The organism is Solirubrobacter deserti, from assembly GCF_027587175.1.
GTDB lineage: Bacteria > Actinomycetota > Thermoleophilia > Solirubrobacterales > Solirubrobacteraceae > Solirubrobacter > Solirubrobacter deserti.
In genome coordinates, this window is sequence record NZ_JAPCID010000015.1 from 81,491 (window position 1) to 97,717 (window position 16,227).

Sequence of the window (16,227 nt, forward strand, 5' to 3'; positions counted from 1 at the left end):
GTCTGGAGTATCCGCGCTGACCGTGCGCGAACGCGTTCTGCTGCGTTGACCAAACGCAGACTCAATTCACTCTCGCCCAGAGGGCAGCAACGTCTTCACGCTGACCCCTGTGCGAGGCGAATATACAGAACGGGCGCGTCGAAAGGTCCGAGCCTTTAGACGGCGACGAGCTCCGCGTTCACACCGAAGCGGTGGAGGTCGGCGCCGATCTCCTCCAGGTAGATGGGGTTCATGGCCACGACGAGATCCGGCTGCTCGGTGCGCAGGCGCTCCGGCGAACTGACCTCGTGCCCGGTGCCCGCCATGAACTTGTCCTGCTTGAACGGGTTGACGTCCACGACGAAGTCGACCTCGGCCGAGAGGCCGAGCGTCGTGAGGAACGCGACGCCCTTGGAGCCGCCACCCCACAGCACGGTCCTGCGGCCGTCAGCACGGGCGCTGCGCACGCGGTCCTGCCACGCCGTGCGCGTGGCCTCGAAGTCGCGCACGAACGCCGCCACGTCGGCGGCCACGGCCTCCGGCGTCTCCTCCAGCGCCAGCGGCGCGTTGGGCGCGCCCGTGGCCGGACGGCCCTCGATGAGGATGTATTGATCGTCGTAGTCGAGCTCGAGGTCGAGCACGTCGAGCCCCGCCTTGCGGTACAGCCGGGCCAGCGACCCGGGCGTGAAGTACGAGCAGTGCTCGTAGTAGATGTCCCAGAACGCGCACTCGCGCAGCACGCGGCCGACGTCGGGCAGCTCGAACAACACGGCCGTGTCGGGGCGCCCTTCGAGCGAGCGCGTGATGATGCTGACGAAGTCGAGCACCGGCCCGATGTGCTCGAGCGTGTGACGGCACACGACCGCGTCGCCCGTCAATGCGCCGTGACGCTCGGAGTAGTGCTCCTTGATGAACGAGATGCGGTCGGCGAGCGCCGGGTCCAGCCGCTCGTCGAGCAGCGCCGGGTCCACGCCGACGGCGTGGCCGGCGCCGGCCTCGATCATGTCGACGAGGAACTCGCCCTTGCCGGAGCCGATCTCCAGGACGCCCTTACCTTCGAGTCCGTAACGCTCCACCCAGCGCCGGGCGAGCTCCTTCGAGAACGCGTTGAACGTCGGCGAGAAGCCCTGGCTGGCCTCGTTGCCGATGCCGTAGTCCTGCAGCGCGGCGTCGTAGAGCGTGTTCGTGATGAATCCGCACGCCGCGCAGAACCCGAGCCGCAGATCGCCGGTCGGGAACGACAGCGCCTCCTCGCGGGAATTCACGAGGCGGACGCTGTGGACCGGGATGCCGCGTTTCTCGTAAAAGTGCTCGAGCTGCTGGGCGCCACACGCCGGGCAGCTCACAGGATCTGCGGCTCCGGCACCGGGATGATGAACCGGCCGCCGCGCTCGAGGTACTCGGCCTGCTGGCGCATGACCTCGTCGCGGTAGTTCCAGGCCAGCAGCAGCACGTAGTCGGGCTGATCCTCGAGCAACTTCTCGACCGGATGGATCGGCTGGTGTATGCCCGGCATGTGCTTGCCGTGCTTGTGCACGTTGCGGTCGACCACGTAGTCGATGAACTCGCCGTCGACGCCGGTGAAGTTCAACAGCGTGGACGCCTTCGCGGCCGCGCCGTAGCCGACGATCGACTTGCCCTCGGCGCGCAGGCCGGCCAGCAGCTCGCGCAAGCCCTTGCGGATGCCCGTGACGCGCTCGCCGAAGCGCTCGTAGTACTCGAAGCTCGTCAGCCCCTGCTCGCGCTCGGCGGCGAGGAAGCCGCGCGCGGACTCCTGCACGTCCTCACGGGCGCCGATGATCCAGCGCAGCGTGCCGCCCTGCAGCGTCGGGAAGTGCTCGACGGCGTTCAGGAACAGCCCGTGGCGGCGCATCAGCGCGTCCACCGCGGTGCACGAGAAGTAGCAGAAGTGCTCGTGGTAGATCGTGTCGAACTCGCAGTGGTCGATCAGATCCTTGACGTAGGTGTTCTCGATCGTCGCCACGCCGTCCTCGGCGAGCAGGATGCTCAGGCCCTCGGCGAACGAGTTGAGCGTCGGCGTGTGCGCCATCACGTTGTTGGCGATGATCACGTCGGCACGCTTGCCCTCGGCCACCAGCCGGCGGGCGCAGTCGGCGTCGAAGAACTCCTGGCGCGTGGGCACGCCCTCGGCGATCGCGGCCGCGGCCTGCGGCGGACCCGGCTCGATGCCGAGCGCCGGGATGCCGTGCTCGACGAAGTTCTTGAGCATGTACCCGTCGTTGGAGGCGATCTCCACGACGAGGCTGCCCGCGCCGAGGCCACGCGTCTGGATCAGGTTCAGCGCGTGCTCGCGGCAGTGCTTGAGCAGGCCGGCCGAGAACGACGAGAAGTAGAGGTTGTTCTCGACGAACAGCGCCTCCGGCGACACGTCCTGGCGGATCTGCACGAGCGAGCACTCGCGGCAGAACGTGACGTCCATGGGGAACCGCGCCTCGGGACCGTCGAGGTCGGCCGTGGCGAGGAGCGCGTCCGGCAGCGGCAGCTCGCCCAGGTCGAGGAAGTCGACGAGCGGGCCGGAGCCGCAGCCCCGACAGCGCTCGACGACGACGAAGTCCGTGCGCGCCTGTTCCGACGACGGGGCGGGACTAGGCAACGGAGGCCTCCAGACGGCGGAGGCTGTCGTCCAGGACGCCCTCCTCCTGCAGCTCGCGGACGTGCTTGATGCGCATGAAGCGGCGTGACAGGAAGTCGTCGAGCTCGAGCCCGTTGGCAACGTAGGCCGCGTACAGCTCCTCGACCGACTTGCGGACCGTCCACACCGGCTGGAAGGCCGGCAGGGTCTCCATGATCTTGTCGCAGTTGACGCGGTAGTTGCGGATGTCCGGAGACGCGCCGTCCGCGAACGTGACCGTGCTGCCGGGCACGACCTCGCCGACGATCGTCGCGACGTCGCGAATCTTGTAGTTCTCCTCGGTGCGGCCGACGTTGAACGGCTCGTTGTGCACCAGCTCGCGCGGCGCCTCGAGGATCGCCACGAAGGCGCGGCTGATGTCCTCGATGTGCACGAGCGGGCGCCAGGAGGAACCGTCGCTCTTGAGCAGCACCTGGCCCGTCGTGACCGCGTAGCCCGTGAGGTTGTTGACCACCAGGTCGCCGCGCAGGCGGGCCGAGAGGCCGTAAGCCGTGGCGTTGCGCAGGTAGGTCGGGCTGAAGTCGTCGTCGGCCAGCTCGCGCAGGTCGTTCTCGACCAGCAGCTTGGACTCGCCGTAGGGCGTGACCGGGTTGAAGCTCGCGCTCTCGTCGAGGATGTCGTCGCCTGCGGCGCCGTAGAGGCTGCACGAGGACGAGAACAGGAAGCGCTCGACGCCCGCCTCCTTGGCCAGCTTGGCCAGGCGGGTGGACGCGCGGTGGTTGATCGAGTACGTCGCGTCCGGGTTCAGGTCGCCGACGGGATCGTTGGAGATGGCCGCCAGGTGGATGACGGCGTCGAAGCCCTCGAGGTCGCCGAGCTCGACGTCGCGGACGTCCTTGCGCAGCGACGGCACATCCGGGACGTCCGGCCCGAAGGTGCACGTCTCATAGAGGTAGTTGTCGAGGCCCACGACCTCGTGGCCCGCCTGCTGCAGCAGAGGCAGCAGCGAGCAGCCGATGTAGCCGTTGTGGCCGGTGACGAGTACGCGCATCATTCCCAGGTCCTCCACGGAGCCCCGTCGTTCCAGAGTTCCTCCAGCAGCTTCTTGTCGCGGAGGGTGTCCATGCACTGCCAAAAGTCTTCGTGCTTGTAGGCCATCAGCTGGCCTTCGCGGGCGAGCCGCTCGAGCGGCTCGCGCTCCCACATCGTGTCGTCGCCCGGGACGTAGTCGAACACCTCGGGCTCGAGCACGAAGAAGGCGCCGTTGATCCAGCCTTCGCCGATCTGCGGCTTCTCGTTGAAGTCGGAGATGACGTTGCCGTCGAGCTCCAGGTGGCCGAAGCGGGCCGGCGGCCGGACCGCCGTCATCGTGGCCAGCTTGCCGTGCGAGCGGTGGAACTCGAGCAGCTTGTCCAGGTCGACGTTGGAGACGCCGTCGCCCCACGTGCACATGAACGTCTCGTTGCCGATGGTCGGCGCGAGGCGCTTGATGCGACCGCCGGTGGCCGTGCCCTGGCCTGTGTCCACGAGCGAGACGGTCCAGTCGTCGATCTCCGCGCCGTGGCCGTTGCGGCGCTCGATGTGCCCGTTCGCGAGGCCAACGGTCAGATCGCCGTACAGCGACGCGTAGTCGACCATGTAGCGCTTGATGACCTCGCCCTTGTACCCGAGGGCGATCGCGAAGTCCGTGTACCCGTAGTGGGCGTAGTGCTTCATGATGTGCCAGAGGATCGGGCGGCCGCCGATTTCGACCATCGGCTTGGGCTTGATCTCGGTCTCCTCCGAGATGCGGCTGCCGACGCCGCCGGCGAGGATCGCGACCTTCATGATGCGGGAGTCACCTCTGTTGGGGTTGGGCGCCGCAGCGCCCGCTTGATTGCAGTGGTCGCGCGCGCGCCGAGCAGCGAGCCCGCGAGCAGCCGCCACGCCGTCGGCTCGAAGACGACGGCCGCATCGCGCCGCGCGCAGGCGCGGAGCACACGGGCGGTGGGCGCCGGCCGGCGCGCGGGGAACGTGGCGTGCGCCGCGTGCTCGATGAGCTCGCGGCGGAACGCGCGGTGCGCCTCGCGCCGCAGGGCGGGGACGCCGGTGAGGCGGTCACCGTGCTCGTCCAGGAAGCGCAGCTTGACTTCCAGGAACTTCTCGATCCGTTCGGTGCCTTGGATGTAGCCGCCGTCGGTCACCTGCGCCGCACCAGCGCTGTAGGCACCGTCGTGGATGCGGTAGCGCGCGATCGTCTGCTTGCGGAACACCACGTCCCAGTCGAGCGCGATCCGCATGAAGTGCCCCAGATCGGTAACGGGGTAGTCGCGCTCGTCGAGCAGCACGCTGCGCACGGCCTCCGTGCGCAGCAGGACCGTGGTCGCGTGTACCCGGTAGGACATCTGCATCGAGCGGCGGATGAAGTCGGTCCCACGCTCGACGGTGTTGCTGTCGAGGCCGCTCATGTGGTGCTCCGCGGCGATCACCTCGCCGGCTTCGTCGACCACATCGACTTGGGCGTGGATCATCGCGGCGCGCGGGTTGGCCTCGAGCGCCGCGACGGTCACCGCCAGAGCGTCTGGAGTGAGCCGGTCGTCGTCCGGGACCATGTACAGGTAGTCGGCCTCGACGTTGGCGAACCAGCCGTTGTAGTGCTCGTTCAGGCCGCAGTTGGTCGCTCGTCGCACGTACGTCAGGCGCGGATCGTCGAAGCGAGCGACGACCGCGGCCGTGTCATCCGTCGACGCGTTGTCGGAGACGACCAGGCGGAAGTCCTTGTACGTCTGCGCGAGGATGCTCTCGATTGCCCCGCCGAGCCAGCGAGCCCGGTTGTAGGTCGGGATCACGACGGCCACACGAGGCGCCGGAGCGTTCTGCGCTGTGGGGTTCTTGACCATCGATGGCGATGCTAGGTCTGGGGTTCTACGCCGTCCCCGCCCGTTCGGTTAGCGGGTCGGCGATCCTCGCCGATCGGCTAGTTCAGACGCACAGGATCTCGGCGCTCTGGCCCAACTCGGCGAGGATCCCGCGGACCTCGTCGCGGTAGATCGGGTTTGCCAGCACCACCACATCCGGCGAGAAGGCGCGCAGCGCCTCCGGGGACACGACCGGTGTCCCCGCCCCCGGCACGTAGGTGCCGTGCTTGCGCGGGTTGACGTCCACGACCCGCGCGATGGCGTCGTGGTCCTCGAGTGAGTTCAGCAGGCTCACCCCCTTGGCGCCGGCGCCCCAGAGGACGACGCGGCGTCCCTGCGTGCGCAGGCCGTCGACCCGCCGGCGCCAATCGCCGACGAAGCCGCTGTACCCGGCGGCGAAGCGCTCGACGGCGGCGCGGACGGCGTCCAGGTCGGCCGACGGGGCGTCGGGCACGGGCGCGTCCGTCGGACGCGCCTCGAGCCACAGGTACTGATCGCCGAAGGCCGCACCGCTGTCGAGGATCTCGAAGCCCCCGAGCTCGAAGAGGGTGCGCAGCGACGGCTCCGTGTAGGTCGCGTAGTGTGCGTAGATCATGTCCCAGACCACGCCGTTGAGGAGTTGGTGCGTGCCGTTGGGGACCTCTACATACACGGTCGCCGCGCGCTCGGCGGAGAGCGTGCGCCGCAGCGAGCGGACGAACGCCAGCGGCTGCTCCAGGTGCTCGAGTACGTGACGGCAGCACACGAACTCGGGTTCGAGGTCGCCGACTGTTTCCTCGGAATACAGCTCGCGGCGAATCGTGATCCGCGGGTCGCTGTCGTCGCCCACGTAGGTCGGGTCGTAGCCGAAGCCGCGGTTGTGGCCGGCGTTGCACAGGGCGCGCAGGAACTCCGCCTGGCCGCAGCCGATCTCGGCCACGCGGCGGCCGCGGACGTCGTAGCGCTCGACGAGCCGCTGGGCGAGTCCGTTCGCGTAGTCGGTGAACGCGCGCGAGTGATCGAGCGAGTTCTCGTAGGCCGCGTCGTACTCGACAAGCGCCGCATCGAAGGCGACGTTCCAGATGAAGCCGCAGCCGGCGCAGAAGGCCAGCTGCAGATCGCCCCGGCGCGCGGTCCGCGCGCCGCTCGGCGTCGTGTGCAACTGGCTCACGTGCACGGGCACGCCGGCGATGTGCACGAAGGGCGCGTCGGCGGGACGCTTGCAGACCGGGCAGCTCACGTCCCGCCTCGCTTTCGTTTCTCGGTTAGGCCGGCTGGTAGACCAGCACGCCGTCGGCGGACGACTCGTCGTCGTACTTGGCGACGAGCTCCTCGGGCATGGCGGAGCGGTCCGAGCCGCGGATGAAGTCACGCAGCGACGTGCCGGTGCAGTGGCTGTCGAGGTTCGGGGCGCCCTTGCCCTCCGCCAGGTCGACGGCGTTGACCGTGCGGAAATCGATGCTGTAGCGGGCCCGGCCGGACGTGTTCGGCACGGTCGAATGCAGGTGCGCCGCGGAGAACAGGACGATGCCGCCGGCCGGCGGCAGCAGGCGCAGAGACGGCTCGAGCTCGAGCTCCTCCTCCGGCTTGGGCTGCTTGCGCGTATCGGACTTGATCTGCTTCGCCGCGTCCTTGCGCCCGCTCGAGTTCCAGTCGTAGTAATTGAACTCCGACGAGCCGTTCTTGATCGCCTTGTCGAAGTAGTGCGGGTGGAACGCCATCGACTGCTCGGTCTCGATGTCGTAGATCGGCAGCCACCAGTTCAGCTGCGCCATCGGCGCCGAGTACCACGTGTCGCGGTGCGGATGGTGCGCGTAGCCGACCCCCGAGGTCAGATAGCCGTCGCTCGTGACCATGCGCAGGCGCGGCACGTCGATGAAGGTCTCCTCGAGCACGCAGCCGAAGTCCTCGACGACGTCCTTCAGGAGCTGCTTGGTCCTGTCGTTGTGGATGAACGCCGGCTTCAGCGGCGCGCAGATCTCCACGTAGCGCTCGACCGGCATCTCGTACTGCGCGAGGGCCGGATCGATGTCGCCGAACGCAGCCTCGATCATCTCGCGGGCATGCTCGACCAGCGCCAGCGTGCTGGGGCGGGGAGCGAGGACGAACAGGTGGCCGTTGTACAGGCGCTCGCGGCGCGTGGCCTCATCCGTGTTGGTGTCGACGTAGACGGTGTTCACTGGGCGATTCCCCCTGGATGGGTCGAAGGCTGGCTGCAGGCGCCCATCGCGCCGGCTGAGCAGGTGACGTGATCGTAGGCTTGGGCCTCCGTGCCGTTGACCCCCCGTTCGGTCAGTTCCCGGCGCAAGACGGGCGACCCTCGCCGACTGGCTAGGTCAACCGCAGCGGATCCCATCCATTGGGTTGTCGAAGCCGCGCGGGCGAGCGCCTAGCTTGGCGGTCATATGTGCGGCATCTGCGGAGTGGTACAGGTGGGCGGGGAGGCTCGCGAGGTCATCTCGCCCGAGGTCCTCAACCAGATGACGGACGCGATGACCCATCGCGGACCGAATGATCGCGGCATCATGCAGGCGCCCGGCGTCGCCTTCGGCGCGCGCCGCCTCAGCATCGTCGACGTCGAGGCCGGCCACCAGCCGTTCCCGAACGAGACCGGCGACATCTGGGGGATGCAGAACGGCGAGCTCTACAACCACGCCGAGATCACGCGCCAGCTCAAGGCCGAGGGCCACGTCCTTCGGACACGCTGCGACACCGAGATCCTGCCGCACCTGTACGAGCGCTACGGGACGCACGTACCCGAGCAGCTTCGGGGCAAGTTCGCCATCGCGATCTGGGACGGAACCCGCCGCCGCGCCGTGATCGCGCGCGACCGCCTCGGCGTCAAGCCGCTGTACTGGGCTCAGGTCGGCGACCGCGTCATCTTCGCGTCTGAGCTCAAGAGCCTGCTCGCGTCCGGGTTGATCGGTCCGGACCTCGACTACGAGGCGATCGACAGCTACCTCACCTTCGGCTTCTTCTCCGGTCCGCGCACGCCTCTGGCCGGCGTTTCGAAGCTGATGCCCGGGCACCGGCTCGTGATCGACGAGTCCGGCGTGAGCGTCGAGCGGTATTGGGCCTATCCCCGCCCCGAGGCCCAGCCCGGCCTGACGGTCGACGACTGGGGCGAGGGTCTGATCGCCGAGCTCGAGGACGCCGTCAAGTCCCGGCTGATGGCCGATGTGCCGCTCGGCGCGATGCTGAGCGGCGGCCTGGATTCGAGCGTGATAGTCGCGCTGATGGCGCGCAACATGAGCGAGCCTGTCAAGACGTTCTCGGTCGGCTTCGCCGAGGACGGCAAGAAGAACGAGCTCTCGGACGCCAAGCTCGTGGCGGACTCGATCGGGGCTGAGCACCACGAGCTGCAGCTGTCGGTATCGGACGCCGCGGTCGATCTCGAGACGCTTTCCTGGCAGATCGACGAGCCGCTCGCCGATCTCTCGTCACTCGGCTTCTCGGCCCTGTCGGAGCTCGCGGCCAAGCACGTGACCGTCACGCTCTCCGGCCAGGGCGCCGACGAGCTCCTCGGCGGCTACAACAAGCATCAGGCCGCTGCCGCCGCGGCCGCGTTCAGCCGGCTTCCCGCCCCCGCTCGCGCCGCCATCACGTCCGCGGCCAGGCGCGGCCCCGGCAAGGTGCAGCGCATGGCCCGAACGCTCGAGGCCCCCGGCTCCGTCGACCGCCTCCTGGCGATGAGCGGCAAGCTCGACGACGACCTGCGCGGCCGTCTGCTGCGGGGCCCGCTTGCCGAGTTGGACGGGGACGCGGCTCGCCGCGTCGTGGCCGAGCGGTTGGGGGATATCGCCGACGAGCCGCTTGCCGCAACGCTGTACATCGACGGCCAGCTGGCACTCGTGGACGACATGCTCCACTACTTCGACCGCGCCTCGATGGCGCACTCGCTCGAGGTGCGCGTGCCGTTCCTCGATCACAAGATGGTCGAGTACTGCGCCACGATCCCGACCGCCATGAAGGTGCGGCGCGTCACGACGACCAAGCACGTGCTCAAGCATGCGGCGCGGGGCATCATCCCGGATCGGATCATCGACAAGCAGAAGATCGGGTTCTTCGCCGGCTCCGTCGACCGCTGGTTCGCGGCCCAGGCCGGCGGCGGGATCAGCGACTTCCTGCTCACTCCCTCCCCGCGTTACGCCGAGTTCCTGGACCGCGGCACGGTCGCCTCGCTGGTGCGCCGTCACGCCGACGGGACCGACACACGGAACGGCCGCCTGCTGCTCGCGATCGTCATGCTCGAGGTGTGGCTGTCGTCCACGCTGCCGCGGGCGATCCCGTCGGCCGGCGGCGCCCCCCTGACCCTCGACACCAAGCCCGTCCCGTCTGAGCCCGAGCTGTCGTACGCCGTCGTGACTCCCGTCCGCGATGAGGCCGAGAACCTCCCGCGGCTCGCCGCGAGCCTCGCCTCACAGACGGTCACGCCCACGCAGTGGGTCGTCGTCGATACCGGCTCCACAGACGACACGTGCTCGTTGACGCGGACGCTGGCCACCGAGCACCCGTGGATCACGCTCGTCGAGGCCCCCGAGATCGCGCGCACCGTCGAGCGGGGCGCGCCGATCGTACGCGGCTTCGAGCGCGGCGTCGCGGCCCTTGCCGGCCGCGACGAGGTGGTGGTCAAGGTGGACGCCGACGTCTCATTCGAGCCCGATCATTTCCAGCGCCTGCTGTCCGCGTTCGCCGAGGATCGCTCGCTGGGGATCGCCGGCGGCAACGCTGTCGAGCTCGAGGACGGTCAATGGGTCGCGCGGTACAACACGGGCTCGAGCGTCTGGGGCGCCGACCGTGCGTACCGCCGGGAGTGTCTGGACGACGTCATGCCGCTCGAGCGCAGCATGGGCTGGGACGGGATCGACGAGCTGAAGGCGCATCTGCGCGGCTGGCACACGCGGACGCTCGTGAACTTGCCGTTCAAGCATCACCGCGGTGAGGGCGAGCGCGACGGCCACCGGCTGAAGCCGTGGACGGCGCGCGGTCGCGCCGCCCACTACATGGGCTACCGCGGCTGGTTCCTCACCTTGCGCGCGCTGCATCACACCCGCTCCGAGCCCGCCGCTCTCGCGATGATCTGGGGCTACGCGGCAGCGGCGCTGAAGCGCCAGCCCGTGTGCTCGGATGCCGAGGTGCGCGCGGAGCTGCGTCGATCCCAGAGCGTGCGCAGCCTGAGAGCTCGCCGGCGCCGGGCGATCGGGGCGGCCACGTCGTGAGCCACGGCACCGAGCACGTCGACGTCCTGCTCGTCTGCACCGCCGGCGGTCACCTCCTGCAGCTGTGGTCGCTCCGACAGGCGTGGAGCGAGTACGACCACGCCTGGGTCGTCGGCAGCCACGGCGGCGGCGACGTGGAGTCGTTGCTCGAAGGTGAGCGGCTCTTCTATGCGCACTCACCCGCTGCGCGTAGCCTCAAGAACGCCGTGCGCAACGTGCTGCTGGCGCGGCGCCTGATCAAGCGGCTACGCCCGCAGGTCCTCGTGACCACCGGCGCAGCCGTGGCGGTGCCGTTCGCGTGGGTCGCACGGGCGCACGGTGTGCGGGTCGCCTACGTGGAGACGCTCGCGCGCGCCGAGCGGCCGTCGCTCAGTTGTCGACTCGCTCGTCCGATCGCCGATCGCGTGTACGTGCAGTGGCCTGAGCTGGTTGACGCGGTCCCCGGCGCACGCTACGCCGGCACGGTGTTCGGAGACCGATGATCCTCGTCGTCACCGGCGCCAGCCAGTTCCCGTTCGATCGCCTCCTGCGGGCGGTCGAGACGCTCTCCGGCGACGAGCGCGTCGTCGCGCAGTACGGCTGCTCGGCCGTGCAGCCACGCAACGCCGAGTGCGTGGACTTCGTCCCCATGGCGCGCTTGGCCGAGCTGGTCCGGGAGGCTCGCGTCGTCATCACGCACGCCGGGGTCGGGTCGATCCTGCTGTGCCTGAGCAACGGCCGGCGCCCCGTTGTCGTCCCGCGGTTCAAGCGCTTCGACGAGACCGTCGACGACCATCAGGTCGAGTCGTCGCGGCGGTTCGCCGGCGCCGGCCTCGTCACGCTGGTCGAGGATCCGAGCCGCCTGGCGGAGGCCATTCCCACCCTCGCGGTGGGCGACGAGTTCGCCGTACCGACCTTCGGCGAAGGGTCGCTCGTTCGCGACCTTCGCGGTTACTTCCAACAGACCATCGAGACCAGGAGTCGTCCGCGGCCATGATCGCCGTCGTCGTGCTCACGCATGAGCGCGCCCACCTGCTGAAGCTGTGCGTGGAAAACGTCCTCTCGCGCACGTCCGAGCTCACGACCGAGATCCTCGTGTGGGACAACGCGTCGACCGACGGTACGGTCGAGTACCTCGAGAGCCTCGACGATCCGCGCCTCCGCGTGGTCCGCCACGACAAGAACATCGGCGCGAACGCGTACGCCGAGGCCGTCAAGCTCACCAGCGCGCCGTACATCGTCGAGCTCGACGACGACATGATCGACGCGCCGCACGAGTGGGATCGAACCCTGCTTGAGTCCTATGAGAAGCTGCCGCAGATCGGGTTCCTCGCGGCGAACCTCGTCAACAACCCGCACGACACGGCGGCGCGGGTCATGTACGAGGAGCGTCCGCACGCATACCACACCGAGGTCATCAACGGGGTGCGGCTCAAGCGCGGACCGGTCGGCGGCGGCTGCGCGCTGACGTCGCGCGAACTGATGGAGCGCGCCGGCGGCTTTCGGCAAAATCCCGGCGAGGTCTTCTGGCTCGAGGACGCGGCGTACATCGAGGACATCGCGAAGCTCGGGTTCGAGGCGGCGTACCTCGAGGACACGCAGCTCAAGCACGCCGGCGGCGCCTTCTACGCCAAGCCCACCCGCGAGAAGCACGCGTACTGGAAGGCCTACTGGGAGCGCGAGATCCGCAAGAACCGCGTCAAGCGGGCATTGCTCGCCGTGCCCGGCGTGCGGGGCCTGAACGAGCGCCACGGCTGGTTCCGGCTCGCCGACATCCCGGACTTCCCTCCGGGTTGGCGCAAGTATCCGGGCTGACGCGCCTTTATGAGAGGTCCCGGGCGAGTTGTGCCGGGGCCTAAACCGTCGGCCAGTGAAGTCGCTCAAGATCCGCGATACGGTCGCGGTGATGAGGGGGTGGATGTGCCTGCACGGCAGCACGCCGGCGCGGCTCGGCGGGTGGCTGGTCGCGCTTGTCGCGGCGTCCGCCTTGTTCGCCGCCTCGGCACAGGCCGCACCGTCGGCGCCTGACGCCTTGCCGCAGACGTGGGGTGTGCAGGTGGACGCCGCCCTGGCGCGTGCGCTCGATCGCCCCGTCCTGCGGCAGCTGCGCGCCGTGGGCATGACCTTGGTGGCCGCGCCCGGTCTGGACGCGGCGACCGGGCGCCGGCTCACGAGCCTGGCGCAGCGCGAGAAGCTGCCGCTGATTCAGCCACTCGGCGGCGGTGCCGAGGCGTGCGTTCAGCACAAATTGGCCGAGCCGGGCCATCGGTGCGCGGTCGCCGCCGCCTCGCCCGCCGCGGCGCGAGCGCTCGCCGCCGGAGGCGACGCCGACCTCGTGGTGGTTTCCGCATCCACCGGCAGCGGTCTGAACGCCGGCGCGAGCCGTGTCATGGCGGTGGTGCCGCTGCGTGGCAGCGGCTATCGCGCCGCGACCTGGCGTCGCGAGATCAACGCCGCGCGGTCGGCCGACGGGCTTGATCTCGCCGTCCTCCCCACCGGCTCCGGTGCGCAAGCGGCATTGATCCGGTACCTCAAGCAGTTGCGGCCTCTCGCGCGCGGCGATCGGTCGGCGCCGACCCGGCCCGCAACGCCACTCGTCGTCCCTTCGGGCGGCGGCGGGCTCGCGGTCTCGTGGAGCGCGGTGAAGGACGCCGTCGCATACGCGGTCTACCTCGACGGTCGCCGGACGTCAACGGTGGCGTCTCCGGGCGTTCAGCTGCCCAGCCTGGCGTGCACGCCGCACCTCGTGGAGGTCGACGCCGTCGACAAGGCGGGCAACCGGTCGGCGAAGGCGTTCGCGACCGCGACGCCGAGCGGGTGCGGAATCGCGGCCCCACCGAGCCCGATCAGCATCTTGCCCGGGCCACCGGCGCCCGGGATGCCCACGCCGACGCCCACCGCGACGGCCGCGCCAACCCCCGAGACGACGATCACGAGCGGGCCGAGCGGGCCGACGAACCGCGCGGACGCCTCGTTCACCTTCACCGCGACAGTGCCCGGCGCCACGTTCGAGTGCCGGCTGGACACACCCGCCGGAGCGGGTACGTTCAGCCCGTGCACCTCCCCGCGCAGCTACGCGACGAACGTCGACGGCGACTACACGTTCGTGGTCCGCGCGGTAGACGCCGCCGGCAACCCCGACCCCACGCCGGCGACCCGCACCTTCACCGTCCAGACCACACCCTCGGACACCCAGCCGCCGACCACGCCGGGCCAGCTCGGGTATGGGACTCGGAGTCAGACGTCCGTGCAGATCGAGTGGGAGGCCTCGACCGACAGCGTGGGAGTCGCGGGGTACCGCGTGTTCCGGGACAGCACGCTCGTCGGCACGACCCAGGCGCTGACCTTCACGTATTCGCTGCTTACCTGCGGGACGTCGTACTCGCTCGGCGTCGAGGCGCTCGACGGGGCCGGCAACGTCTCGCAGCGGGCGACGATCGTGGTCGGGACCGACGACTGCCCTGACACCTCGCCGCCCACCGCCCCGGCCCGGCTACGGGCGCTGTCCGTCGGCGAGACGTCGATCCGCCTCGCCTGGGAGCCGTCGATCGACGACATTGGCGTGACTGGGTACTACGTGTATCGCGGAGGCTCGTTGGTCGACGCCACCACCGGCACCGAGATCGAGATGTCGAATCTGCAATGCGGCGCGCCGGTCGAGGTCGGGATCGTCGCGCGGGACGCCGCCGAGAACTTGTCCCAGCGCAACACCGTGACGGTCTCGACGGCAGAGTGCTCGGACAAGACGCCGCCCTCGTCCCCGGCGGGACTGAAGCTCATAGAGGCGACACCGGAACTGGTGTCGATCGCGTGGGACCCGTCGACCGACGACGTCGGCGTCACCGGCTACCGGGTCTACATCGACGGCCGGCTCACCGACACGGTGGATGGGACGTCGGCGATCCTGCCGGTCCCTGCCTGCGACACGGCGTACCAGGTCGCGGTCGAGGCGCGCGACGCGGCCGGCAACGGCTCGGTCAAGGCGACGCTCGCGGTGCGCTCCGCGATCTGCCCGGACACCTCGCCCCCGACGCCGCCGCGAAGCCTGCGCGCGACCGCCAGCACGGAAACGACCGTGACGCTGGTGTGGGACGCCGGCACGGACGACCGCGGTGTCGCCGAGTACCGGCTCCATCGCAACGGCGTGCGGGTCACGAGCACATCCGGTACGAGTGCGACGGTGACCGGGCTCAAATGCGGGACCACGTACGAGGTCGGCGTCGTATCCGCCGACGCGGCCGGTAACACGTCCGCATCCACGGTCGTCTCAGCGTCCACGAGCAACTGCACGTCGCCCGAGCCGGAGCCGGCCACGCTGTTCGTCTCACCCACCGGATCGGACCAGAACGAGTGCACGCGCGCCGCCCCGTGTGCCGGCTTCGACCGCGCGTTCCGCATCTCCAAGCCCGGCGACGTCGTCGAGGTTGCGTCGGGGCGCTACGGGTCGCAGATCATCAAGCAGGCGCCAGGCCACGAGAACGGGCCCGACATACTCTTTCGCCCCGCCAAGGGCGCACGAGTCGTGCTCGACGAGCTCGCGTTCGGCTCCGACGAGACCGGCCCGGACCACATCGCGGTGCGAGGCATGGAGATGAGCGTCAAGGCCACCGAACCGGGCGTCGGTAACCAGGTGGGCATCTACGTCGGACCGGGCTCGACCTTCATCACGCTCGACGACATGGACGCCGGCAGCGTGCACGCGTGGCTCGTCGACCATCTGACGGTCCGCGGCGGCGACTACGGCCCTTGCCACGTCGTCGCGCCGATCACGCAGACCTGCGGAAACTCCAAGCTCGATCTCGCGACCAACGTGACCATCGACGGCGCGACGTTCCATGACTACCGCTTCGACGAGACATGCTTCGAAGCGGGCTTCGAGTGCCACTGGGAGTGCATGTACATCAACGCCGGCCACAACATCTCGATCGTCAACTCGAAGTTCCGCCAGTGCGCGATCTTCGACATCTTCGCCACGATCTCTGGCCCGCAGGCGGGAGAGATGGGGCATCGTGACCTGACCATAGAGAACAACTGGCTGGCGGCGCCCTGGGCCGAAACGCCGACGGGCGGAACACCCACAAGAGCCTCCGCCGTCGCGCTCTCGTGGTGTCAGAACGGGCCAGAAGTCGCCTTCGACGGCGTCCGTGTGGCGTTCAACTCGTTCGCCGCCGACACCACGCTCGAACTCGACACCAATCCCGAGTGCACCTGGAAGGACGTCGACGTCGTGGGCAATCTGATGATGTGGGACGGGTGCCATCCGGGCGACGGCTGGACGTACGCCTACAACGTCTGGTCCGACAGCCGCCGCCGCGGCACGTGCGCGGCCACCGACAGCACCATCGGCTCAGACGCCTTCCCGTACGCAGACGCCAGTACCGACGACGAACTCGACTTCCACCTCGACCAGCAGAGCGTCGCTGACGACCATGTCCCGGCGGTGGCGGGCTGCCCTGCGAAGGACATCGACGGACAACCCCGACCGGCGGCCGGTAGTCGCTGCGACGCGGGCGCCGACGAGCGTTGATGTCCACGCCCGGCAGAGGTCGCGAAGACAACTGTTCGGACGTCGAGGAGATTG

Annotated in this window: 12 protein-coding genes; 5 read left to right on the top strand and 7 right to left on the bottom strand. The window is 69.3% G+C overall.

All coding sequences use genetic code 11. From position 1 onward, the window contains the following. Positions 1-155: 155 nt before the first annotated feature. The 7 genes from OJ962_RS12710 to OJ962_RS12740 all read right to left on the bottom strand — a co-directional run bounded on the left by OJ962_RS12710 (position 156) and on the right by OJ962_RS12740 (position 7,628). A complete protein-coding gene (locus tag OJ962_RS12710) occupies positions 156-1,244 on the bottom strand; it encodes a class I SAM-dependent methyltransferase (protein WP_270006376.1) in 1,089 nt (362 codons plus the stop codon). A gap of 77 nt (positions 1,245-1,321) precedes the next feature. After that, positions 1,322-2,593: a class I SAM-dependent methyltransferase gene (locus tag OJ962_RS12715; RefSeq protein ID WP_270006377.1), complete on the bottom strand. Its 1,272-nt coding sequence runs from the start codon at positions 2,591-2,593 to the stop codon at positions 1,322-1,324. Beyond that, the gene (locus OJ962_RS12720) at positions 2,586-3,623 is read right to left on the bottom strand and encodes an NAD-dependent epimerase/dehydratase family protein (RefSeq protein ID WP_202957880.1); all 1,038 of its coding nucleotides are present in this window, start codon (positions 3,621-3,623) and stop codon (positions 2,586-2,588) included. The genes OJ962_RS12715 and OJ962_RS12720 overlap by 8 nt, the downstream gene beginning before the upstream one ends. After that, complete coding sequence (gene rfbF / locus OJ962_RS12725) at positions 3,623-4,399, bottom strand: glucose-1-phosphate cytidylyltransferase (protein ID WP_202957879.1); 777 nt, start codon at positions 4,397-4,399, stop codon at positions 3,623-3,625. The genes OJ962_RS12720 and rfbF overlap by 1 nt, the downstream gene beginning before the upstream one ends. Then, positions 4,396-5,451, bottom strand: coding sequence for a glycosyltransferase family 2 protein (locus tag OJ962_RS12730; RefSeq protein ID WP_202957878.1), 1,056 nt, complete (start codon positions 5,449-5,451; stop codon positions 4,396-4,398). The genes rfbF and OJ962_RS12730 overlap by 4 nt, the downstream gene beginning before the upstream one ends. Before the next feature lie 82 nt (positions 5,452-5,533). Further along, entirely contained in the window at positions 5,534-6,688 is a 1,155-nt protein-coding gene (locus tag OJ962_RS12735; RefSeq protein ID WP_202957877.1) for a class I SAM-dependent methyltransferase, read from the bottom strand. 25 nt (positions 6,689-6,713) lie between these two features. Next, positions 6,714-7,628: a hypothetical protein gene (locus OJ962_RS12740; RefSeq protein ID WP_202957876.1), complete on the bottom strand. Its 915-nt coding sequence runs from the start codon at positions 7,626-7,628 to the stop codon at positions 6,714-6,716. 225 nt (positions 7,629-7,853) lie between these two features. On the opposite strand from OJ962_RS12740, the gene asnB reads away from it, so the two are divergent. The 5 genes from asnB (at position 7,854) to OJ962_RS12765 (ending at position 16,173) form a co-directional block, all read left to right on the top strand. Then, the gene (asnB, locus tag OJ962_RS12745; protein ID WP_238932456.1) at positions 7,854-10,667 is read left to right on the top strand and encodes an asparagine synthase (glutamine-hydrolyzing); all 2,814 of its coding nucleotides are present in this window, start codon (positions 7,854-7,856) and stop codon (positions 10,665-10,667) included. Then, the gene (locus tag OJ962_RS12750; RefSeq protein WP_202957874.1) at positions 10,664-11,149 is read left to right on the top strand and encodes a glycosyltransferase family protein; all 486 of its coding nucleotides are present in this window, start codon (positions 10,664-10,666) and stop codon (positions 11,147-11,149) included. Before asnB ends, OJ962_RS12750 begins: the two co-directional genes overlap by 4 nt. Further along, entirely contained in the window at positions 11,146-11,643 is a 498-nt protein-coding gene (locus tag OJ962_RS12755) for a glycosyltransferase (RefSeq protein ID WP_202957873.1), read from the top strand. Before OJ962_RS12750 ends, OJ962_RS12755 begins: the two co-directional genes overlap by 4 nt. Next, positions 11,640-12,461 carry a glycosyltransferase family 2 protein gene (locus OJ962_RS12760; protein WP_202957872.1) on the top strand — a complete coding sequence of 274 codons (822 nt, stop codon included), beginning with the start codon at positions 11,640-11,642 and terminating at the stop codon, positions 12,459-12,461. Before OJ962_RS12755 ends, OJ962_RS12760 begins: the two co-directional genes overlap by 4 nt. Positions 12,462-12,552: 91 nt before the next feature. Next, a complete protein-coding gene (locus OJ962_RS12765; protein WP_202957871.1) occupies positions 12,553-16,173 on the top strand; it encodes a fibronectin type III domain-containing protein in 3,621 nt (1,206 codons plus the stop codon). Positions 16,174-16,227: the final 54 nt, after the last annotated feature.